Origin of the sequence: Streptomyces sp. NBC_01788 (assembly GCF_035917575.1) — a bacterium.
Lineage (GTDB): Bacteria > Actinomycetota > Actinomycetes > Streptomycetales > Streptomycetaceae > Streptomyces.
Genome location: NZ_CP109090.1, coordinates 3,799,263 through 3,821,795, shown reverse-complemented (window position 1 = coordinate 3,821,795; position 22,533 = coordinate 3,799,263). Strand labels below are relative to the sequence as shown.

The following is a 22,533-nucleotide window of genomic DNA, read 5'->3' as shown; positions in this document are numbered from 1 at the left end:
GGGCACCGGCTCACGCCTCGGCGCCCACCGGCTCCGCGGCCACCCCGCCCCGGGCGACCACGCGGCTCCGCGCGGCCCACGGATGGTCCTGCGCCGCACTGAGTCCACGGCCCAGCCGCAGCGCCAGGACGGTGATCAGGAGCGAGAACACCAGGAACGTCACCACGTACGGCCCGGGCAGCGAGGCCGCCAGCGGGCCGCCCGCGGCCGGGCCGAGCGCCAGCGCGAGCTGCTTCACCAGGGCGAAGGCCGAGTTGTACTGCCCTGCCATCCCCTCCGGAGCGAGGTCCGCCACCAGCGGGGCGACCGTCGGCGACAGCATCGCCTCACCGAGCCCGAACAGGGCGTACGTCGAGACGAACGCGGCCGTGGCCATCGCCCGGCTGCCGTGCCCGAGCCCCGCGTACGCCGCCGCGGCCCACGCCACGGCCCAGATCAGCCCCACGGCCGCGATCACCCGCGACCGGCGACGGCGCTCCACGAACTTCAGCACGGCGAACTGCGCCACCACGATCATCAGCGTGTTCGCGGCCAGTGCCGTCCCGAGCGTCGAGGTGTCGATGCCGGCGGCCTCCACGCCGTACGCGCTCAGGCCCGACTCGAACTGCCCGTAGCAGGCGAAGAACAGCACGAAGCCCAGCCCGCACAGCTGCACCATCGCGCGGTTCCCGACGAGCTGCCGCCAGCCGGTCCCCGCCGTCCTTCCCGCCTCTGCCGGATCGTCGGCGATCCGCGGGGAGCGCGGCATCCGCACCGTCGCCATCAGTACGACCAGCAGCAGGAACACCGCCGCCTCGATCGCGAACAGCAGAGTGAAGGAGGAGACCCGGGTGGTGTCGACGAGGTGCCCGCCGATGAGGCCGCCCACGCCCAGCCCGAGGTTCTGCAGGAAGAACTGCATCGCGAACGCCCGCGACCGCGTCTCCGCCGTCGAGCAGTCCACGATCATCGTCGCCAGCGCCGGCTGCATCACGGCCTGACCGGCGCCGAGCGCCGCCGCCGACAGCAGCACGGCTCCGGCTCCGCCTGCCAGTCCCAGGCTCAGGGCGCCGAGCGCGGCCGTGACCAGGGCGGCGAGCAGGACCGGCAGCGGGCCGCGCCGCACGATCGCCCGGCCGGCGAACGGCAGCACGATCAGCGCGGCCACGGCGAAGACGGCGAGGACGATTCCCGCCGTCATGGCTCCCAGACCCCGCACCTGCGCCACATAGACGTACAGGTAGGGAACGGTGAAGCCGAGCCCGAACGCGCTGAGTGCGTTGCCCACGTGGATCCGGCGCATCGCTGCGCCCATCGCCCTGGTCACGTTCACCCTCTCTGAAGCAGGTAGCAAGTAGTGGACAGGAGGTTGCTTGAAGTGGTCAGTGGTTAGAACTGAAGACTTCGAAGCTAAAGTTCGAAGCTAAACAGTACACCTGGAAGGACTTCAACGCCAAGCGGTCCCGTGCCATACTGCGAACATGGGCGACACCCCCGGCGGCATCGACGGCATCGGCACCGAGCCCGCGCTCGAAGAGCAGATCGCCGCCTACCAGCGCGAGTTCCAGGACCTCGACCCCCAGGTCGAGCAGATCGTCTCCGCGCTGTCCCGGCTGAACCGCCGGATGAACGTGGCCTACGGCCGGCAGACCGCGGCGCTCGGCATCAGCAACGCCGACTGGGAGGTGCTGAAGGCCCTCGTCCTGTCCGGCGCTCCCTACCGTCTGGGCCCGAGCGACCTCGCCAAGCGTCTCGGCCTCACTCCCGCCGCGATGACCCACCGCATCGACCGGATGGTCGCCGAGGGGCTGGTCACCCGGGAGCGCGACGAGGCCAACCGGGTCCGCGTCATCGTGGAGCTGACGTCCGAGGGCCGCGAGAAGTGGCTCGAGGTCATGCGACTGGCCACGGTCTTCGAGGGCGACCTCCTCCAGGACCTGTCCCCGGCCGAGCGCACGGCCCTCGGCGAGATCCTGATCAGGCTCCTTCGCCGCGTGGAGCACGCCCAGCCGGACGCCGGCGGACGGCTCAGCGACCTCGACTGAGAACACTGTGAGAACCCCTGGCCGGGACGCTTGACAGTCGCCTGCCGGATCCGTAATGTTCTCCGGGTTGCCGCGGAGCCGTAAGGGTTCCTCGACGACACATCCGCCGCAGCAGCGGCACCCAAACCACCAGCATGATCTCCCGTCCGGGATTGTTTTCGGCGCGTCCGAATTTAATTTCGAGTGGGACTCGTCGATCTTGATCGGCGCCCGAAGGGCCCGATTGGGAATCGCCGAGAGGATCCGCTAAGGTTTGAGACGTCGGAACGGCCCAACAGCCGGAAAGACAAATCCCGCTGACTGGGAGTCAGGTCGAGAAAAGATCTGATAGAGTCGGAACCGCCGGAAAGGAAAACGCGAGAGCGGAAACCTGGAAAGCACCGAGGAAATCGGATCGGAAAAAGATCTGATAGAGTCGGAAACACCGAAGGGAAGCCCGGAGGAAAGCCCGAGAGGGTGAGTACAAAGGAAGCGTCCGTTCCTTGAGAACTCAACAGCGTGCCAAAAATCAACGCCAGATATGTTGATACCCCGTCTCCAGCATTCGCTGGGACGAGGTTCCTTTGAAAAAACACAGCGAGGACGCTGTGAACCGAGGGGACTATTCCTCCCCTCTGGTTCCGCTCTCGTGATGTGTCGCCGGCAGTATTAATTTACTGGCCGAGCAAGCATTCACGGAGAGTTTGATCCTGGCTCAGGACGAACGCTGGCGGCGTGCTTAACACATGCAAGTCGAACGATGAACCACTTCGGTGGGGATTAGTGGCGAACGGGTGAGTAACACGTGGGCAATCTGCCCTTCACTCTGGGACAAGCCCTGGAAACGGGGTCTAATACCGGATATCACTCCTGCAGGCATCTGCGGGAGTTGAAAGCTCCGGCGGTGAAGGATGAGCCCGCGGCCTATCAGCTTGTTGGTGAGGTAATGGCTCACCAAGGCGACGACGGGTAGCCGGCCTGAGAGGGCGACCGGCCACACTGGGACTGAGACACGGCCCAGACTCCTACGGGAGGCAGCAGTGGGGAATATTGCACAATGGGCGAAAGCCTGATGCAGCGACGCCGCGTGAGGGATGACGGCCTTCGGGTTGTAAACCTCTTTCAGCAGGGAAGAAGCGAAAGTGACGGTACCTGCAGAAGAAGCGCCGGCTAACTACGTGCCAGCAGCCGCGGTAATACGTAGGGCGCAAGCGTTGTCCGGAATTATTGGGCGTAAAGAGCTCGTAGGCGGCTTGTCACGTCGGGTGTGAAAGCCCGGGGCTTAACCCCGGGTCTGCATTCGATACGGGCTAGCTAGAGTGTGGTAGGGGAGATCGGAATTCCTGGTGTAGCGGTGAAATGCGCAGATATCAGGAGGAACACCGGTGGCGAAGGCGGATCTCTGGGCCATTACTGACGCTGAGGAGCGAAAGCGTGGGGAGCGAACAGGATTAGATACCCTGGTAGTCCACGCCGTAAACGGTGGGAACTAGGTGTTGGCGACATTCCACGTCGTCGGTGCCGCAGCTAACGCATTAAGTTCCCCGCCTGGGGAGTACGGCCGCAAGGCTAAAACTCAAAGGAATTGACGGGGGCCCGCACAAGCAGCGGAGCATGTGGCTTAATTCGACGCAACGCGAAGAACCTTACCAAGGCTTGACATACACCGGAAAGCATTAGAGATAGTGCCCCCCTTGTGGTCGGTGTACAGGTGGTGCATGGCTGTCGTCAGCTCGTGTCGTGAGATGTTGGGTTAAGTCCCGCAACGAGCGCAACCCTTGTTCTGTGTTGCCAGCATGCCCTTCGGGGTGATGGGGACTCACAGGAGACCGCCGGGGTCAACTCGGAGGAAGGTGGGGACGACGTCAAGTCATCATGCCCCTTATGTCTTGGGCTGCACACGTGCTACAATGGCCGGTACAATGAGCTGCGATACCGTGAGGTGGAGCGAATCTCAAAAAGCCGGTCTCAGTTCGGATTGGGGTCTGCAACTCGACCCCATGAAGTCGGAGTTGCTAGTAATCGCAGATCAGCATTGCTGCGGTGAATACGTTCCCGGGCCTTGTACACACCGCCCGTCACGTCACGAAAGTCGGTAACACCCGAAGCCGGTGGCCCAACCCCTTGTGGGAGGGAGCTGTCGAAGGTGGGACTGGCGATTGGGACGAAGTCGTAACAAGGTAGCCGTACCGGAAGGTGCGGCTGGATCACCTCCTTTCTAAGGAGCACTTCTTACCGGGTTCGCTCGGTCAGAGGCCAGTACATCGGCGAATGTCCGGTGCTGGTTGCTCATGGGTGGAACGTTGATTATTCGGCACACTCGGTCCGGTTGGGACCACTAGTACTGCTTCGGCGTGGAACGTGGATCTCAGCGGCGAGGGTGTCGGGCACGCTGTTGGGTGTCTGAGGGCACGGCCGTCTGGTCGGGTCTTCGGTTGCCGGCCCCGGTAAAAATCTGCTTCGGCGGGTTGTGACGGGTGGTTGGTCGTTGTTTGAGAACTGCACAGTGGACGCGAGCATCTGTGGCCAAGTTTTTAAGGGCGCACGGTGGATGCCTTGGCACCAGGAACCGATGAAGGACGTGGGAGGCCACGATAGTCCCCGGGGAGTCGTCAACCAGGCTTTGATCCGGGGGTTTCCGAATGGGGAAACCCGGCAGTCGTCATGGGCTGTCACCCTTGTCTGAACACATAGGGCAAGTGGAGGGAACGCGGGGAAGTGAAACATCTCAGTACCCGCAGGAAGAGAAAACAACCGTGATTCCGGGAGTAGTGGCGAGCGAAACTGGATGAGGCTAAACCTACGACGTGTGAGACCCGGCAGGGGTTGCGTCGTGGGGGTTGTGGGATCTCTCTTCCACGGTCTGCCGGCCGTGGGACGAGTCAGAAACCGTTGATGTAGACGAAGGACATGCGAAAGGTCCGGCGTAGAGGGTAAGACCCCCGTAGTCGAAACGTCAGCGGCTCGTTTGAGAGACACCCAAGTAGCACGGGGCCCGAGAAATCCCGTGTGAATCTGGCGGGACCACCCGCTAAGCCTAAATATTCCCTGGTGACCGATAGCGGATAGTACCGTGAGGGAATGGTGAAAAGTACCCCGGGAGGGGAGTGAAATAGTACCTGAAACCGTGTGCCTACAAGCCGTGGGAGCGTCGGATGCAGCTTGCTGCATCTCGTGACTGCGTGCCTTTTGAAGAATGAGCCTGCGAGTTTGCGGTGTGTTGCGAGGTTAACCCGAGTGGGGTAGCCGTAGCGAAAGCGAGTCCGAATAGGGCGATGGAGTAGCACGCTCAAGACCCGAAGCGGAGTGATCTAGCCATGGGCAGGTTGAAGCGGAGGTAAGACTTCGTGGAGGACCGAACCCACCAGGGTTGAAAACCTGGGGGATGACCTGTGGTTAGGGGTGAAAGGCCAATCAAACTCCGTGATAGCTGGTTCTCCCCGAAATGCATTTAGGTGCAGCGTCGTGTGTTTCTTGCCGGAGGTAGAGCACTGGATAGGCGATGGGCCCTACCGGGTTACTGACCTTAGCCAAACTCCGAATGCCGGTAAGTGAGAGCGCGGCAGTGAGACTGTGGGGGATAAGCTCCATGGTCGAGAGGGAAACAGCCCAGAGCATCGACTAAGGCCCCTAAGCGTACGCTAAGTGGGAAAGGATGTGGAGTCGCACAGACAACCAGGAGGTTGGCTTAGAAGCAGCCACCCTTAAAAGAGTGCGTAATAGCTCACTGGTCTAGTGATTCCGCGCCGACAATGTAGCGGGGCTCAAGCGTACCGCCGAAGTCGTGTCATTGCGATATGTACCCCCAACGGGGATCGTGATGGGTAGGGGAGCGTCGTCTGCCGGGTGAAGCAGCACCGGAAGGTAGTTGTGGACGGTTGACGAGTGAGAATGCAGGCATGAGTAGCGATACACACGTGAGAAACGTGTGCGCCGATTGACTAAGGGTTCCTGGGTCAAGCTGATCTGCCCAGGGTAAGTCGGGACCTAAGGCGAGGCCGACAGGCGTAGTCGATGGATAACCGGTTGATATTCCGGTACCCGCTGTGAAGCGTCAAACATCGAGCATCGTGATGCTAAGGCCGTGAAGCCGCCTCTGATCTCTTCGGAGTGAGGGGGAGTGGTGGAGCCGCCGAACCAAGCGGTTAGTAGGTGAGTGATGGGGTGACGCAGGAAGGTAGTCCATCCCGGGCGGTGGTTGTCCCGGGGTAAGGGTGTAGGACGTCAGGTAGGTAAATCCGCCTGGCATGTGTCTGAGACCTGATGCCGAGCCGATTGTGGTGAAGTGGATGATCCTATGCTGTCGAGAAAAGCCTCTAGCGAGTTTCATGGCGGCCCGTACCCTAAACCGACTCAGGTGGTCAGGTAGAGAATACCGAGGCGTTCGGGTGAACTATGGTTAAGGAACTCGGCAAAATGCCCCCGTAACTTCGGGAGAAGGGGGGCCACGTCTGGTGATCCGTTTTACACGGTGAGCTGGGGGTGGCCGCAGAGACCAGCGAGAAGCGACTGTTTACTAAAAACACAGGTCCGTGCGAAGCCGTAAGGCGATGTATACGGACTGACGCCTGCCCGGTGCTGGAACGTTAAGGGGACCGGTTAGCTCCATTTCGGTGGGGCGAAGCTGAGAACTTAAGCGCCAGTAAACGGCGGTGGTAACTATAACCATCCTAAGGTAGCGAAATTCCTTGTCGGGTAAGTTCCGACCTGCACGAATGGCGTAACGACTTCTCGACTGTCTCAACCATAGGCCCGGTGAAATTGCACTACGAGTAAAGATGCTCGTTTCGCGCAGCAGGACGGAAAGACCCCGGGACCTTTACTACAGTTTGATATTGGTGTTCGGTTCGGCTTGTGTAGGATAGCTGGGAGACTTTGAAGCGGCCACGCCAGTGGTTGTGGAGTCGTCGTTGAAATACCAGTCTGGTCGTGCTGGATGTCTAACCTGGGTCCGTGATCCGGATCAGGGACAGTGTCTGATGGGTAGTTTAACTGGGGCGGTTGCCTCCTAAAGAGTAACGGAGGCGCCCAAAGGTTCCCTCAGCCTGGTTGGCAATCAGGTGTTGAGTGTAAGTGCACAAGGGAGCTTGACTGTGAGACCGACGGGTCGAGCAGGGACGAAAGTCGGGACTAGTGATCCGGCGGTGGCTTGTGGAAGCGCCGTCGCTCAACGGATAAAAGGTACCCCGGGGATAACAGGCTGATCTTCCCCAAGAGTCCATATCGACGGGATGGTTTGGCACCTCGATGTCGGCTCGTCGCATCCTGGGGCTGGAGTCGGTCCCAAGGGTTGGGCTGTTCGCCCATTAAAGCGGTACGCGAGCTGGGTTTAGAACGTCGTGAGACAGTTCGGTCCCTATCCGCTGTGCGCGTAGGAGTCTTGAGAAGGGCTGTCCCTAGTACGAGAGGACCGGGACGGACGAACCTCTGGTGTGCCAGTTGTCCTGCCAAGGGCATGGCTGGTTGGCTACGTTCGGGAGGGATAACCGCTGAAAGCATCTAAGCGGGAAGCCTGCTTCGAGATGAGGACTCCCACCCACTTGATGGGGTAAGGCTCCCAGTAGACGACTGGGTTGATAGGCCGGATCTGGAAGCACGGTAACGTGTGGAGGTGACCGGTACTAATAGGCCGAGGGCTTGTCCTCAGTTGCTCGCGTCCACTGTGTTGGTTCTGAAACCACGAACAACCGTCGTAGCCATGTGTTACGGCTCCGGTTGATAGTTTCATAGTGTTTCGGTGGTCATAGCGTGAGGGAAACGCCCGGTTACATTCCGAACCCGGAAGCTAAGCCTCACAGCGCCGATGGTACTGCAGGGGGGACCCTGTGGGAGAGTAGGACGCCGCCGAACAAATTTTGATGAAAGGGCCCACACCGAAAAGGTGTGGGCCCTTTCTTTTTTGTCCATTACCGTGGGCTCATGAGCAGCCCTGGCAGCACCAGCAGCACCGAGCAGTACGTCGTCCGTGCCGTACGCGCCGAGGAGTGGCCCGCCGCGAAGGCGCTGCGACTGGTCGCCCTCCAGGACCCGGTGGCCCACCTCGCCTTTCTGGAGACGTACGACGACGCCATGGCCAGGCCCGACTCGTTCTGGCAGGAGCGGACGGCCGGGGCTTCCGTGGGGTCGGCAGGTGGCGCTCGGCAGTTCATCGTGGAGGGGCCGGACGGCGAGTGGGTCGGAAGCGTGACCGTGCTCGTCGAGGAGGCCGGCACGACGGACTGGGCCGGGTTCCCGGTCGAGCGGCGGCAGGGGCACGTCGTAGGTGTCTATGTGCGACCCGAGCACCGTGGGTGCGGGCTGACCGAGTTGCTGTTCGACGAGGCCCTGCAATGGGCCTGGGACATCGACGTGGGGCGGGTGCGGCTCATCGTGCACGAGGACAATGGGCGGGCCCTGCGCTTCTACCGCAGGATCGGGTTCCTGCCGAGCGGCGTCAGCGTGCCGCTGACGGCCGGCTCGGCCGAGTCCGAACTGGAGTACGTCCTCGAACGCCCCTGAGGGCCCTGGGAGCAGGAGGGGCCTGGCGACAGCCGCGGGTCATGCCGGGAGCTCGGCGTGCGGCCAGCGGGCGCGGGCCTGTTCGCGGGAGCGGAGCAGGACCAGCGTGGGCAGCCCCTGGCCGGCTCCGGCGGCCAGCAGCTCCGGGAGCTGGGGAAGCGGGGCGACGGCGGCCACGTCGTCCAGGATGAGCGTGAGTGGTGGGTCGAGGCGACCGGAGGATGACCGTTCGGCCATGCGCCGGCCGCGCTCGACCACGCTTGAGGCGAGTGCCGTCAGGAGGGGCATCGCACCCGGGTCGGTCCGGGGATCCTCGAGGGATTCGCCGACCACATAAAGCGTGCCCCCTTCGTTCACGAAGGAATCCAGGGCGACCGCATCAGTTCGGTTGGGAGTGCAGGCCTCGCGGATGTTGACCGTGACCAGTGAGGCCAGTGCGCGACCGGTCAACTCCTGGGCCATGTCACGGCGTTCGGGATACGAGGTGAGCGAGGACTCCAGCTCGCCGGCAGAACCGGCGGCGGCCTTGGGGTTCGTACGGAGGATCCGCACGGCCTCCTGGACCTGTGTGCCCTGGGCCCAGCGATGGACGTGACGGATCGCGCGGCCGTCGACGGCGGCGGCGTGCAGGAAGCTGCGCAGAAGGGTCTCCGCGGTGTCGCCGGTCGCCTGGTCCACCTTGGCGGCGGGGCGGACCGGGGCGAGCAGCGCGGCGGCTCTGGCGGCCGCCGTCGCCTTGTCCTCGCAGCCCGCCGTGGGGGACCAGTGGAGGCGGGCCGGGGTGTCGCAGAGGTGGCCGGGGTCGTAGAGGAGGACCGGGCCCAGCTTGGCCCGTGAGTCCTTCGTGTCCTGCCACAGGACGGGGTTCGACGTGATGACGAGGGCCGGGCCCGCCGCGTCCCGGATCGCCTGGGCCGCGGCCGCCTGCCGGACTTCCCGCGGGGCGGTCAGGATCGTCTCCCGTCCGCCGGCCGGCCCGCCGTGACGGCCGGCGGCGAGGGGCATGAGGGGCTGCGTGGGCGGGGCCGCGGGTTCCGCCCGGTTCGAGGACTGCGGGGCCGCCGGCGCGGCCTCCTGCGGGGCCTCGGCGGACTGCTGGGCGGCCACGAGCGGCCGTCCGGGCTGCGGGGCCGCCCGCTGGGTGGGCACCTCGTGCGGAACCGGCGCGGGCGCCTCCTGGGGTTCCGGCGCCGTCGCCCGCTCCCGGGCCGCCGCCCTCTCCGCCCGTCTGCGCAGCCGTCCGGCTCGCCAGCGGGCCACGGTGCCCATCACGAACACGGTCAGTACGAGCAGCACCATCAGCTGGCCGATGAACAGGCCCCAGAACAGCCCGTAGCCCGACAGCGCGTCCGGCGGAGTGTCCGGCCAGGCGGCGGGGATGTCGTGCGGGTCGGTGATGAGGTGGCGCATCGCCGGCGGCGTGCGGGTGAAGGCGACCCCGGCGGGCCAGGAGCCGTGGGTGAACAGGCCGGCGAGTCCGGTGGCCGTCCACACCAGCAGGGTCATGCCGAGCAGGAAGGCCATGACGCCGACCAGCAGGCCGTCGGGAACGCCGCCCTGGCCGTCCCGACGGCCCTGGCGGCCCTGTCCGTGGTCGCGGTCGTCCGGTCTCACGCGCGCGCCCCCTCTAGGCCACCGTCGACTCGGAGGAGCCGCCCAGGTCGCCGATGTGCTGTCCCATGAAGGCCGCCGCCCGCTCCTCCGCCTCCAGCTCCGCGGCGCGCAGGCTGTCGTCGGCGAGGCGGTCGCTGGAGGACTCCGTCATGGCGCGGTCGGTGAACACCAGCGGCCGTTCGGTCTCGGTGACCAGGTGTTTGACCACCTGGACATTGCCGTTGACGTCCCAGACCGCGATACCGGGGGTCAGGCTCGGGATGATCTCGACCGCCCACCTGGGCAGGCCGAGCACCCCTCCCGTCGCCCTCGCCTCGTCCGCCTTCTGGGCGTAGATCGTCCTGGTGGAGGCCATCTTCAGGATCGCGGCGGCCTCCTTGGCCGCCGCCCCGTCCACCACGTCTGACAGATGGTGGACGACGGCCACGAACGACAGACCGAGCCGGCGGCCGAACTTCAGCAGCCGCTGGAACAGCTGGGCCACGAACGGGCTGTTGATGATGTGCCAGGCCTCCTCGACCAGGAAGATGCGCTTCTTGCGGTCGGGGCGGATCCAGGTGTGCTCCAGCCACACGCCGACGATCGCCATCAGGATCGGCATGGCGATGGAGTTGCGGTCGATGTGGGACAGGTCGAAGATGATCAGGGGCGCGTCCAGGTCGATGCCGACCGTGGTGGGGCCGTCGAACATGCCGCGCAGGTCACCGTCGACCAGCCGGTCCAGGACCAGCGCCACGTCCAGGCCCCAGGCCCGTACGTCGTCTATGGCGACGTTCATCGCCTCGGCCGACTCCGGCTCGGGGTGGCGGAGTTGCTCGACGATGTCCGACAGCACCGGCTGGCGTTCCACGATCGTCTCGTTGACGTAGGCGTGGGCGACCTTCAGCGCGAAGCCGGAACGCTCGTCCAGGCCGTGCCCCATGGCGACCTCGATGATGGTGCGCAGCAGCGCGAGCTGGCCCGTGGTCGTGATCGACGGGTCCAGGGGGTTGAGCCGGATGCCGTGGTCGAGGGCCGCCATCGGGTCCAGCCGGATCGGCGTTATGCCCAGCTGCTCCGCGATGAGGTTCCACTCGCCGACCCCGTCCTCGCCCTGGGCGTCCAGGACGACGACCTGGCGGTCGCGGAAGCGGAGCTGGCGCAGGACGTAGGTCTTCTCCAGCGCCGACTTGCCGTTGCCGGACTCGCCGAGGACCAGCCAGTGCGGGGCGGGGAGCTGCTGGCCGTAGAGCTGGAAGGGGTCGTAGATGTAGCCCTTTCCGGAGTACACCTCGCGGCCGATGATGACGCCCGAGTCGCCGAGGCCGGGCGCGGCGGTGGGCAGGTAGACCGCCTGGGCCTGGCCCGTGGACGTTCTCACCGGCAGCCGGGTCGTCTCCACCTTCCCGAACAGGAAGGTGGTGAAGGCGTCCGTGAGTGAGGTCAGCGGGTCCCGCATCAGAGCATCAGCCCCTACCGTCGGATTCCGGTGGCGAACGGGAGCGTGTTCACGAAGGCGCGGTGGTGCTCGCGGTCGCACCACTCGAGTTTCAGGTAGGACTTCCCGGCCGAGGCCCTGATCGTCCGCTTGTCGCGGGCCAGGGACTCGGGGGAACGGGAGGACACGGTGATGTAGCCGACCAGGTTGACGCCGGCCGCGCCGCTGGCGAGGTCCTCGCCGCGCTGGTCGAGGCGGCTGTGGGCGGCGACGTCGCGCGGGTCCACGGTGCGGTTCATCTTCGCGGCGCGGCTGGCCTCGGCGACGTCGTTGGTCTTCTCGGTCAGCATGCGTTCGATGGCGATCTCGGTGGGTTCGAGGTCCATCGTGACGGCGACGGTGCGGATGACGTCCGGGGTGTGGACGAGGAGGGGCGCGAGGAAGTTCACGCCGACCGGGGTCATCGGCCATTCCTTGACCCACGCGGTGGCGTGGCACCAGGGGGCGCGGGTCGACGACTCGCGGGTCTTGGCCTGGAGGTACGTCGGCTCCATGGCGTCCAGCTCGGCCGGCCAGGCGTTGCGCTTGGTCATCGCCTGGATGTGGTCGATCGGGTGGTCCGGGTCGTACATGGAGTGGATCAGCGAGGCCAGCCGCCCCTGACCGAGCGGCTGCCGTACGCGGATGTCGGCCTCCTGGAGCCGGGAGCAGATGTCGGTCAGCTCGCGGGCCATGACGACCGCGAGTCCGGCGTCCCGGTCCAGCTTGCGGCCCGTGTGGGGCCGGGCGGCCCGCGCCATGGCGTGGGCCTCGGCGGCGAGTTCGCGGGTGTAGTGCATGCAGGCGACGAGGTAGGCGCGGTGCTGCTCGCTGCTGGTGGACACCATGGACTGCAGTTGGTCGTAGGACTGCTGGAGCCAGTGCGGTGCCCGTTCGTCCCCGCGTACGGTGACGTCCTTGGCGTGGGCGTCGGGGTCGGCGGGGAGGGTGCGGGCGAGCATCTGCAGGCGGGTGACGAAGCCGTCGCCGTTGGCCACGTGCTTGAGCAGGGTGCCGAAGCGGTCGACGAGGGCTTCCTGGTCCTCGGAGTCGCGCAGGCCGACGCCGGGGCCCTCGATCTCGATGGCGGCGGTGACGGTTCTGCGGTCGGCGTGCAGCAGCACGGCGATCTCGTCGGGGCCGAACGGCGCGGCGAGCCAGGTGATCCGGCCGATGCCGGGCGGCGGCCCGATCTCGACCTCGCGGCCGTCCAGGCCCGTTCCGGCCTCCATCACGCTGGAGCGGTAGACGGCGCCGCGCTTGACGGTGCGTTTGTAGCTGCGGTTGATCTCGAACCACTTGTAGAAGGTGCGGTGCCGGTAGGGCACGTAGACCGCGGCCAGGGCCAGCAGCGGGAAGCCCGTCAGCAGGACGATGCGCAGGGGCAGCACCGGGACCAGCAGTCCGCACATCATGCCGATGAACGCGCCCGCGATGATCAGGGCGATCTCGCCGGACTCGCGGTTGCGGCCGACGATCGCGTTCGGCCGGGCGCGGCCGATCAGATAGGTACGGCGGGACGCGACCGCGTGGGACACGTGGGAGTCGGTCGTCAACGTCCTTCACCTCCCGGGCGGTTGGTGCTGCTGTTGCGGGTGCTTCCGGCGTGGGGGGTGTTCACCGGGCTGGGTGCGCGGGGAGCGGGTGTGGTGGAGGGGCCGGATCCGCCGCCACCGTCCGGGACGCGCGCGCTGTGCGCGGCGACGCCGCCGGCGGCCGGGTTGGCCGGGCGGGGGGCGGACGACTGGCCGCCGCCGTTGCTGTCGGCGCGGGTGCTGTGGGTCTTGATGCCCTGCGCGACCATGGTGGCCGGGGAGCTGATGACCGCGGCGGCCTTGCCCTCGGCGCCCCGCATGATGCGGTTGTTGCGGCCGGCCGCGATCTCGTCGCCGAAGCCCGGGACGAACCGGTAGATCATGGCGCTCGCGAAGATGGCCAGCAGGATGATCGCGAGGCCGGAGACGACCGCGGAGAAGGCGCCGGGGCCGTTGTCGCCGGAGGAGAGCGCTCCGGCGAGCCCGAGCACGATGACGATGACCGGCTTCACCATGATCACCGCGATCATGATTCCGGCCCAGCGGCGGACGTGGCCCCACAGGTTCTTGTCGACCAGTCCGGCGTAGACGACGGTGCCGAGCAGGGCGCCGACGTAGAGCAGGGCGGCGCGGATGACGAGCTCCAGCCAGAGCACGCCGGCGGCGAGGATGGAGACCAGGGAGACGACGATCAGCATGATCGGTCCGCCGCCGATGTTCTCGCCCTTGCCGAGCGCGGCGGAGAACGTGCCGAAGAAGGTGCCGGCCTGGTCGCCGGTGGCCTTGGCGAGGACGTCGGAGACGCCGTCGGTGGCCGAGACGACCGTGTAGAGGATCAGCGGGGTGAAGGCGGAGGCGAGCACGGTCAGCCAGAGGAAGCCGACCGCCTCGGAGATGGCGGTGGACAGCGGTACGCCGCGTACGGCGCGCTTGGCCACGGCCAGCAGCCAGAGCAGCAGTGTGAGCACGGTCGAGGCGGCGAACACGACCGCGTACTGCTGGAGGAACTTCTGGTTGGTGAAGTCGACGTTCGCCGTCTCCTGCACGGCCTTGCTGAGCTTGGTGACGGTCCACGACGCGGCGTCGGCACAGCCCTTGGCGAGCGAGGAGAGGGGGTCGAGGGTGGAGGTGGGGTCGGGAGCCGTGGAACCGCTGCTGGTGCCGTTGCCGCGCTCGCAGTACTTCTTGGCGTCGCCGAAGATGAGGTCGCAGTTGTTCTTGCTCGCCGTCGGCGAGGGCGTCGGGCTGGGCGAGGGATCGGCGACGGCGCGGGTGGCCAGCAGTACGACCGTCGTCTGCACGGCTGCCACGGCTCCGGTGAGCCCCAGCAGGCGCTGCTTGCTACCGGGCATACGTGAACCCTCCGTACTCTTCGGTGGCCTTGCGGATCTCGTCGGAGGTGGCGGCCCTGTCGTCGCCGGGGACCGGGGCGGGGCCGGCCTTCTGCGAGTCGGAGACGATCTTCCAGTCGCCTCTCGACCACTGGAGTTCGAACGTCCACGTCTTCCAGGACGAGGTGACCGGGTCGGTGGAGGTCTTCGCGGACATGCCGATGAGTCCCACGTACCAGACCGCGACCCTGGCGCTGCTGTCGCTGTACTGCTGCACGGTGGTGCCCACCGGCGCCACACGTGAGACGAACGTGCTGCCGGCGGGCGGGTTGCCGTCCGCGTCCAGGCCCATCCTGTTGAGGAAGTCCGCCGAGTAGGCCTGGTCCATGGGTCCTTGGAGGCGGGCCGCCGCGTCGGGGGTGTAGAGGAGGCCCAGGAGGGTGTGCCGGGTGCCCTTCTTGAACATGCCGGTCGAGCCGAGGGCCACGGCGTAGTTCGCGGCGGCGCTCTGTGCTCCCTGTTCGTCGTGGGCGAAGCCCGACGGGAGGCCGTCCGTCTTCGTGTGGACCGGCTGCTTGCCGGTCGCCGCGGTCGCCGCCGCCTTGGGCTTGTCGGCGGTGCCGCCGCCGGCGGCGGGGGAGCGGCCTCCTGAGCGGTTCGCGAAGGCGATCGCGGCGATGAGGAGGACGACGACGGCGACCACCGTGATCAGGCTGCGCGAGGACGAGCGGCCGCCGCGCCGCGCGCCTCCGTAGGGGTCGCCGGGCCGGTCCGGGAGCCGGGTGCGGGTCTGCCCGCCCGCGTACGGCCCGTCGTCGGCGCGCGCCGAATCGCCGTACCCGTGCCCGTCTGAGCGACTCATGCCCCGTACGCCCCCTCGACCTCGTACCGGAATGCCTGGAAGTACGACGGTAGCCGTGCTGGTTCCCGCGTGGACGCGGTGTGGTGACTCGACATCAGGGAAACGCAACCTCAGCCGGTGGGCACGGTGGGTGGGTAGGGGCAGCGGGGTCACCGGGCGCGCCCGGAGGGTCCGGCCGGCGGTGCGCACGGAGCACCGTGCGCGGCATGCGCGGGTATGCGCCGGTTACACGGCCATGCCGTACACGATGGTGAAGAGCGTGCCGAGCGAGCCGATGATGAACACGCCCGTCAGTCCGGCGATGATCAGGCCCTTGCCCTGTTCGGCACTGAACGTGTCGCGCAGGGCCGTGGCGCCGATGCGCTGTTTGGCGGCGCCCCAGATGGCGATGCCGAGGCAGAGCAGGATGGCCACGGCCATCACCACCTCGATCATCACCTTCGCCTCGTTGCCCAGGCTGCCGAAGGGCCCCCAGTTCGGAGCGATCCCGCCGATGATGGTGTTGATGTCTCCCTTGTCGGCCGCAAAGAGCATGTAAGTCACCGCCCCTGTTGGGTAGTTCCGCTTCCCCTGCCTTCGTGCAGAGGGCAGGCCCATTCTCGCCGACAATGACGCCGCCGTATGTCGACTTGACGGCATTGCCTGGTGGGTTTCGTACGTATGGTCACTCTGTGTATCACGGCAGGTCACGCCGGGCAATGAAGTCCGACCGCAACCCGTGATGTGGTTCCGTCGTTGACGTTTCTCACGTGCCGGCAAGGGTTCTGACGACCAGTCGGGTGAGCGGTCGCCCGTGGCCGATGGTCTCACGCTTCTCCGCGTCGGCACCGCGTTCCCGGCGCCCCCGGCGGCGTCCCGGCGGGCGGGGCGCGTCGGGGGAGGCGGTGTGAGCCCGGTCATACGATGAACGGGCGTTTCACAGGAGAATCTCAGGGAAGTCGGGGTCCGTTTCTCATCCCCGTCCGTCACAGTGGAGCCTGATGAAGCGCACCTCAGGTATCGAGAGCCTCGCCGATCGCGCACGTCCCGGGCGTCGCCGGGCCGGTGCGCGGGCGCTGTTCGCCACGCTGGTGCTGCTCGCCGTGACCTCGGTCTCCGTCGCGGCCGCGCACGACGGCCCGGGCGCGCTCAGCATGATCGGACCGCATGGGATGACCGGCCCGTTCGAGGAGCCCGAACCGCTCGGGGTGACCGCCGTCACGTCCAAGACCCCGCAGAGTGCCCGGGTCGGGGCGCTGTTCGGCGCGGACAAGGCCGACGACCTCGCCGGCAACCACTTCTGTACGGCCTCGGTGGTGCACAGCCCCCACCGCGACCTCGTCGTCACCGCCGCCCACTGCCTGAGCGGGGACTCCGACCTGGTGTTCGTGCCGGGGTACCGGGACGGCCGGGCGCCCTACGGGGTGTGGAAGGTCAAGCAGCGCTTCCTGCCCGACGACTGGACCGCGCACCAGGACGAGGACAGCGACATGGCCTTCGCTGTGATCGCCCCGCAGGGCGGGAAGGGTGTCGAGGACGCCGTCGGCGCCAACCGCTTCCTCACCGGGGCGGCGACCGGGGCGACCGCGGTCACCCTCACCGGTTACCCGGACTCCCACGAGGTGCCCATCAGCTGCACCAACCGGCCGCGGGCCCACAGCGGCACGCAGCAGCGCATCGACTGCCCGGAGTTCACCGGCGGCACCAGCGGCAGCCCGTGGATCAACGGCGACCAGGAGGTCGTCGGCGTGCTCGGCGGCCACGAGGCGGGCGGCTCGACTGCGGACACGTCGTACAGCGTGGTGCTGGGGGCCGCCGCGGACCGGCTCTACAAGAACGCGACCGCCGCTCCCTGATCCGCCCCGCGCCGCCCCTCGCCGCGGGGTCGCACGGTGGCTGACCGCCGTGCTGCCCTGCGCCCGTGTGTGATCACCTGGAAAGCGGTGCCGGCGCCTCTACACTGTCGACGGCGGACTCCCGTGCGACGAGGGGCGGTTGACGGTGCGTAAGGCATGGATCGTGGCGGTCGCCGTCGTCGCTTCCGGGCTCAGCTTCGTCGCCCTGCTCGTCGTCGGCGTCTACGTCGCCGCGGGGAACATCGCGGGCGGGGCGGGCGGCGGGTCCGTGGGGCTCGCCAAGGGCGCCGTGCCGGCCGCGTACCAGTCCCTCGTGCAGAGATGGGGCAATCTCTGCCCCGCGATCAACCCGGCTCTGCTGGCGGCCCAGTTGTACCAGGAGAGCGGGTTCGACCCGAACGCCAGGAGTCCCGCCGCGGCGCAGGGGATCGCGCAGTTCATCCCGAGCACCTGGGCCACGCACGGCATCGACGCCGACGGCGACGGGAAGGCGGACGTCTGGAACCCGAACGACGCGATCCCCTCGGCCGCGTCCTACGACTGCGAACTCGCCTCCTACGTCAAGAGCGTGCCGGGCAACGCCACGCACAACATGCTCGCGGCCTACAACGCGGGGGCCGACGCGGTCATCAGGCACGGGGGCGTGCCGCCGTACGCGGAGACGCGGAACTACGTGAAGACGATCACGACCCTGGAGAAGAGCTTCGCCGCCCCCGTCGCCCGTGTCGACCCCTCCCGGCAGGCCGCGGCGGCCATCACGTACGCGCAGAGCAAGCTGGGCACGCGTTATCTGTGGGGCGGGAACGGCACCCCTGAGCAGGGCGGGCGGTTCGACTGCTCGGGCCTGACCAAGGCCGCCTACGAGAGCGTGGGGGTCACGCTGCCGCGGGTCGCCAACGACCAGTACAACGCCGGGCCGCACCCCAAGCGGGACGAACTCCTGCCGGGTGACCTGGTGTTCTTCTCCGACGACCTGACCAACTCGCGGGCCATCCGGCACGTCGGCATCTACGTCGGCGGCGGGTACATGATCGACGCGCCGAGGACGGGCGCCGTGATCCGCTTCGATCCCGTCGACACACCCGACTACTTCGGGGCCACCAGGGTCACCGAGGACGGCGCGAAGGCGCTCCCCTCCGCGGTGTGAGCGGAGGGTGAGCCGCCCCCCTGAGCTGCGGCGACGAGTCTCTCTTCGATAACGTCTGCGTGATCGTTCGGTGGAGTGCGGAACGCATCCATCGGGGTCGTGCGTTGCTGATGACGTAGCCAAGTGGATGTCCGGTGGCGTGCGGACCCTGCGCGCGTGCAGCGGAAGCGGATCTACGACCACGGGGGTGGGCTGGAGCGGCGCACGCCGGGTGCGCCCGCGACGACACGACGAAGGGGCCGCAGCAGGATGGCTGGACTCGCCGAATCCGGGTCGAACCCCGACGTCGACCTGCTCTACGACATCAACAGCCTGGCCAGGAACGCCCCGCACTGGTTCGACCGGGTCATGGAGTTCGTCGGTGAGTACGGGCTGCTGCTCGCCATGGTGCTGCTCGTGCTGGGGTGCTGGTGGTCCGTGCGGCGCCGGGGCGGCGAGGGGGCGGCGTCCGGCGTGGCCGCGCTGGTGTGGGCGCCGCTGGCGGCCGGCCTCGCGGTGCTCGTGAACGTGCCGATAAGGGATTTCGTGCAGCGGCCCCGGCCCTTCCTGGACCATCGGGGGCTCGATGTCCTGGTGCCCGGCAAGACCGACTACTCCTTCGTGAGCGATCACGCGACGATCACCATGGCGATGGCGGTCGCGCTGTTCGTCGTCGACCGGCGCTTCGGTCTGGCCGGGATCGTGCTGGCGCTGTTCGAGGGGTTCTGCCGGGTCTACATGGGCGTGCACTATCCGACGGACGTGGTCGGCGGGTTCGCGCTGGGTACGGCTGTCGCGCTGCTGCTCTCCCCCCTGGCCATGGCCCTGCTCACGCCGCTGATGAAGGCGGTCGAGGGGTCGGCGTGGGGCGGCCGGCTGGTGCGCGCGCGGCGTGGCGGCGCGGGCGACGCGGTGGTCTCCGGCTGCTCCGCCGGGGAGCGGGCGTCGGCGGAGGACCGGGACCTGGCGGCCTAGCGGAGCGCCCCCGGCGCCCCGCCGTGCCCCGGCCGTCCGCTGCCGGGTCTCACGGTGGCTCGCCGGGCGTCACAGGCCCTGCGGGTAGGAGAAGAAGTTCTGCGGGTCGTACTGCCGCTTCAGCTTGGCCAGGCGGGTCGCCGCGTCGCCGTAGTAGGCGGTGCGCCAGTTCTTCAGGGTGGGGTCGCTGTAGTTCTGGTAGGCCGCTCCGGAGGCGTAGGGCCGCATGGCGTCGTGCGCCGAGGTCAGCCAGGCCTGGGCCGCCGAGCCGGTGGTGCCCGGGCGCCAGGAGGCGACGTACTGGGCCAGCATGCGTGAGCGTCGGTGGACGAAGGCCGTCGCCGTCGGGGAGACCCGGTTGACCGCCCCGCCGAGCGCGGTGAACGCGATGCTGCCCGCGCCGCCGCGCACCGAGGGCAGCTGCGCCACCAGCGTCCGGATGCCGGCCGAGGACAGGGAGCGGTCGAAGAAGTCCGAGCGGGCCGCGTAGGTCTCGCGGCCGAGCCTGCCCTGCGGGGAGCGGCCGGGCGTCTTGCCCGGCAGGTGGCACTGGGCCTCCACCGGGAAGGACGAGCAGCCGGCGTAGGCGTCCATGGCCTGCCAGTAGGAGTGGCGCCTGAGCGACACGCTCGACGCCGGGGCGCCGACCGACGCGGCCAGGCGGTCCACCGCGTTCTGCAGCGCGCCGTAGGTGCCCAGGGAGAAGGCGGCCACGGACACCCTGGGCGTGCCGCCCGCCGTGTTCTCCAGGTGCAGCGAGGACCAGATCTCGTCCGGCTGGACGGGTCCCCACTCCTGCCAGGCCTTCATCACCGCCGCGGCCTTCGCCCAGGGCCAGGTCAGGTACGCCGACACGGCCTGCGGTGCGGGGTGGGTCCTGAACCGCAGTTCGGTGACGACGCCGAAGTTGCCGTTGCCCGCGCCGCGCAGCGCCCAGAACAGGTCTTTGTTCTGGGTGGCGTCGGCGGTCAGCTGCCTGCCGTCCGCGGTGATGAGGGTGGCCCCGGTCAGGCTGTCGCAGGTCAGGCCGTAGGCGCGGGCGACGACTCCGTGACCGCCGCCCAGGACCAGGCCGGAGATGCCCACGGTCGGGCAGGAGCCGCCGGGGATCGTGACGCCCTTCGCGGTGAGCGTGCGGTAGATGTCGATGAGCTTGGCGCCGGCGCCGATCACCGCGGAGGAGCCGCTCGCCCGTATCTGGCCGAGCTTGGAGACGTCGATGATCAGCCGGCCGTCGCCGGAGGACCAGCCGCCGTAGGAGTGGCCGCCGTTGCGGACGGCTACGCGGAGGTGGTGGGCGCGGGCGTAGGACAGCACGGTCCGTACGTCGTCGGCGTTGGCCACGTAGGCGACCGCGGTGGGCCTGAGGTTGTCGAAGCGGGTGTTGTAGAGCTGCTTGGCGGTCGTCCAGGAGGCGTCGCCCGGGCGGATCAGGGTGCCGTGCAGGGAGCGGGCGAGCGCGGCCCAGCCGGTGGCGGACGGGGTGCTGGTGGTGCCGGAGGCAGCCGACATCTCCCGGGCGGTCGTCCGGTCCGCCGCCGCCCGGGCCGGGGCGCCCGTGCCGCCGCTGCACGCGCTCGTCGCGGCAGCGGCGAGCGCTGCCGCGCCGCCCCCCAGGAAAGTCCGCCGTTCCATGCCCGCACCTCCTGATCGTTCCTGTGGAACGAGACGACGAGGAGGCCCGGAGGGTTCCGGGGAACCGCGCCGCAGGACTGCCACAGTACGGCGGTCGGGGCGTCACCGACACGCGGGCGCGGGCCGATTCGGTCGCGCGGGCCGGCGGCACGGTGCGGTCCGCGGGGTGGGGAACGCGGCGTTCCCCGGGGGTTCGGCGCGCCCCCGATCCATGGCGACGGGCCCGCCCCGGCCATGTCTCCTTCCGTGGCCTCGACGTAAGCATTCCGTGACCTCACCGCACTGTCGGCAGGGGTTCACCCCTCGTTCACTTCCGGCCATCGGCGGCTTCACCTGTTCTGCCTAATTTCGGCCTTACCCGGTGCTGATGCGCACGTCGGTGCATCGGTGTCGTCCACACCTCGCACGCCGCCGAACAGGACGGCGGCTCCTGGAAGGAACTCAAGTGAAGCTTCAGCGCAAGACCCGGCGGGCACTCGCTCTCGGCGCACTCGCCGTCTCCGGCGCCCTGGCCCTCACGGCGTGCGGCTCTGACGACACCGGCAAGAACAACGCCGGCAGCGACAGCAGCACCGCGGCCTCCAACAGCTCCATCAAGTGTGACGACGCCAAGGGCCAGCTGCTCGCCGACGGCTCCTCGGCGCAGAAGAACGCGATCGACGCCTGGGTGAAGCAGTTCAGCCAGGCCTGTGGCGTGCAGATCAACTACAAGGGCGGCGGCTCCGGCGCCGGCGTCACGGCGTTCACCCAGGGCCAGGTCGCCTTCGCCGGCTCCGACTCGGCGCTGAAGCCCGAAGAGGTCACCGCCTCCCAGAAGATCTGCACCGACGGCGGTCAGGGCATCGACCTGCCGATGGTCGGCGGCCCGATCGCGCTCGGCTACAACGTCCCGGGCGTGGACAGCCTCGTCCTGGACGCCCCCACCCTGGCGAAGATCTTCGACAGCAAGATCAAGAACTGGGACGACGCGGCGATCAAGAAGCTGAACCCCGACGCCAAGCTGCCCAACCTGAAGATCCAGGCGTTCCACCGCTCGGACGAGTCCGGCACCACGGACAACTTCACCAAGTACCTGAAGGCCGCCACCCCGGCGAACTGGAAGTACGAGGGCGGCAAGGCCTGGCAGGCCAAGGGCGGCCAGGCTGCTCCGCAGTCCTCCGGCGTGGCCCAGCAGGTGAAGCAGACCGAGGGCGCGATCGGCTACTTCGAGCTGTCGTACGCCAAGGACATGACCACGGTCGACATCAACACGGGTGCCGCCGCCCCGGTCAAGGCCTCCGTCGAGAACGCCACCAAGGCCATCGCGGACGCCAAGGTCGTCGGCACCGGCAGCGACCTGGCCCTGCAGCTGAACTACAACACCAAGGCCGAGGGTGCCTACCCGATGGTCCTGGTCACGTACGAGATCGCCTGCGACAAGGGCAACAAGGCCGACACCCTGCCGGCCACCAAGGCGTTCCTGCGCTACATCGCCAGCGAGGAGGGCCAGAGCATCCTCACCGCGAACGACTACGCGCCGATCCCCGACGCGATCATCAGCAAGGTCCGCACCACCATCGACGGCCTGAGCTGATCCCAGTGCGGCCCGGCCCCCCTGACGGGGCCGGGCCGCACCTTCCGGTGCACCGCCGCCAGGAGCCGTACCCCACGTACGTCTCCGCAG

14 protein-coding genes and 3 rRNA genes are annotated in these 22,533 nt (G+C 67.7%); 9 read left to right on the top strand and 8 right to left on the bottom strand.

The annotated features are described in order from the left end of the window. Positions 1-10: 10 nt before the first annotated feature. Positions 11-1,282: an MFS transporter gene (locus OIE49_RS17335; protein ID WP_326806254.1), complete on the bottom strand. Its 1,272-nt coding sequence runs from the start codon at positions 1,280-1,282 to the stop codon at positions 11-13. 178 nt (positions 1,283-1,460) lie between these two features. Here OIE49_RS17335 and OIE49_RS17330 point away from each other — a divergent pair, with 178 nt between their 5' ends. From OIE49_RS17330 to OIE49_RS17310, 5 genes are all read left to right on the top strand, one after another. Beyond that, the gene (locus OIE49_RS17330) at positions 1,461-2,024 is read left to right on the top strand and encodes a MarR family winged helix-turn-helix transcriptional regulator (RefSeq protein ID WP_100570358.1); all 564 of its coding nucleotides are present in this window, start codon (positions 1,461-1,463) and stop codon (positions 2,022-2,024) included. Positions 2,025-2,695: 671 nt separating this feature from the next. Next, positions 2,696-4,221 (top strand): 16S ribosomal RNA (locus tag OIE49_RS17325). Between the two features lie 306 nt (positions 4,222-4,527). Then, positions 4,528-7,648, top strand: a 23S ribosomal RNA gene (locus OIE49_RS17320). An 88-nt stretch (positions 7,649-7,736) separates the two neighbouring features. After that, positions 7,737-7,853: ribosomal RNA gene (gene rrf / locus OIE49_RS17315) — 5S ribosomal RNA — on the top strand. Together the 16S, 23S and 5S rRNA genes form the textbook arrangement of a ribosomal RNA operon. Before the next feature lie 69 nt (positions 7,854-7,922). Then, positions 7,923-8,501, top strand: a complete 579-nt coding sequence (locus tag OIE49_RS17310) for a GNAT family N-acetyltransferase (RefSeq protein ID WP_326803118.1) — start codon at positions 7,923-7,925, stop codon at positions 8,499-8,501. 39 nt (positions 8,502-8,540) lie between these two features. Here OIE49_RS17310 and OIE49_RS17305 read toward each other — a convergent pair whose 3' ends face one another. The 6 genes from OIE49_RS17305 to OIE49_RS17280 form a co-directional block, all read right to left on the bottom strand. Continuing rightward, on the bottom strand, positions 8,541-10,115 hold the full coding sequence (locus OIE49_RS17305) for a type IV secretory system conjugative DNA transfer family protein (RefSeq protein ID WP_326803117.1): 1,575 nt from the start codon (positions 10,113-10,115) through the stop codon (positions 8,541-8,543). A gap of 13 nt (positions 10,116-10,128) precedes the next feature. Next, positions 10,129-11,553: an ATP-binding protein gene (locus OIE49_RS17300; RefSeq protein WP_326803116.1), complete on the bottom strand. Its 1,425-nt coding sequence runs from the start codon at positions 11,551-11,553 to the stop codon at positions 10,129-10,131. 14 nt (positions 11,554-11,567) lie between these two features. Beyond that, complete coding sequence (locus OIE49_RS17295; RefSeq protein ID WP_326803115.1) at positions 11,568-13,127, bottom strand: SCO6880 family protein; 1,560 nt, start codon at positions 13,125-13,127, stop codon at positions 11,568-11,570. Next, a complete protein-coding gene (locus OIE49_RS17290) occupies positions 13,124-14,458 on the bottom strand; it encodes a hypothetical protein (protein ID WP_326803114.1) in 1,335 nt (444 codons plus the stop codon). Before OIE49_RS17290 ends, OIE49_RS17295 begins: the two co-directional genes overlap by 4 nt. Next, positions 14,448-15,299 carry a hypothetical protein gene (locus tag OIE49_RS17285; RefSeq protein WP_326803113.1) on the bottom strand — a complete coding sequence of 284 codons (852 nt, stop codon included), beginning with the start codon at positions 15,297-15,299 and terminating at the stop codon, positions 14,448-14,450. Before OIE49_RS17285 ends, OIE49_RS17290 begins: the two co-directional genes overlap by 11 nt. A 225-nt stretch (positions 15,300-15,524) precedes the next feature. Beyond that, positions 15,525-15,833 (bottom strand): hypothetical protein, encoded by a 309-nt coding sequence (locus OIE49_RS17280; protein ID WP_100569130.1) that lies wholly within the window; start codon positions 15,831-15,833, stop codon positions 15,525-15,527. 446 nt (positions 15,834-16,279) lie between these two features. Here OIE49_RS17280 and OIE49_RS17275 point away from each other — a divergent pair, with 446 nt between their 5' ends. The 3 genes from OIE49_RS17275 to OIE49_RS17265 all read left to right on the top strand — a co-directional run bounded on the left by OIE49_RS17275 (position 16,280) and on the right by OIE49_RS17265 (position 19,235). Beyond that, the gene (locus OIE49_RS17275) at positions 16,280-17,134 is read left to right on the top strand and encodes a trypsin-like serine peptidase (protein WP_326803112.1); all 855 of its coding nucleotides are present in this window, start codon (positions 16,280-16,282) and stop codon (positions 17,132-17,134) included. Positions 17,135-17,279: 145 nt separating this feature from the next. Then, on the top strand, positions 17,280-18,281 hold the full coding sequence (locus OIE49_RS17270; protein WP_326803111.1) for a C40 family peptidase: 1,002 nt from the start codon (positions 17,280-17,282) through the stop codon (positions 18,279-18,281). Between the two features lie 249 nt (positions 18,282-18,530). Continuing rightward, positions 18,531-19,235, top strand: coding sequence for a phosphatase PAP2 family protein (locus OIE49_RS17265; RefSeq protein WP_326803110.1), 705 nt, complete (start codon positions 18,531-18,533; stop codon positions 19,233-19,235). Positions 19,236-19,304: 69 nt separating this feature from the next. On the opposite strand, the gene OIE49_RS17260 is transcribed toward OIE49_RS17265, so the two are convergent. Further along, on the bottom strand, positions 19,305-20,870 hold the full coding sequence (locus tag OIE49_RS17260) for an FAD-binding oxidoreductase (RefSeq protein ID WP_326803109.1): 1,566 nt from the start codon (positions 20,868-20,870) through the stop codon (positions 19,305-19,307). A 445-nt stretch (positions 20,871-21,315) separates the two neighbouring features. Between OIE49_RS17260 and pstS the strand changes: the two genes are divergently transcribed. Further along, positions 21,316-22,443 carry a phosphate ABC transporter substrate-binding protein PstS gene (gene pstS, locus OIE49_RS17255; protein WP_326803108.1) on the top strand — a complete coding sequence of 376 codons (1,128 nt, stop codon included), beginning with the start codon at positions 21,316-21,318 and terminating at the stop codon, positions 22,441-22,443. Positions 22,444-22,533: the final 90 nt, after the last annotated feature.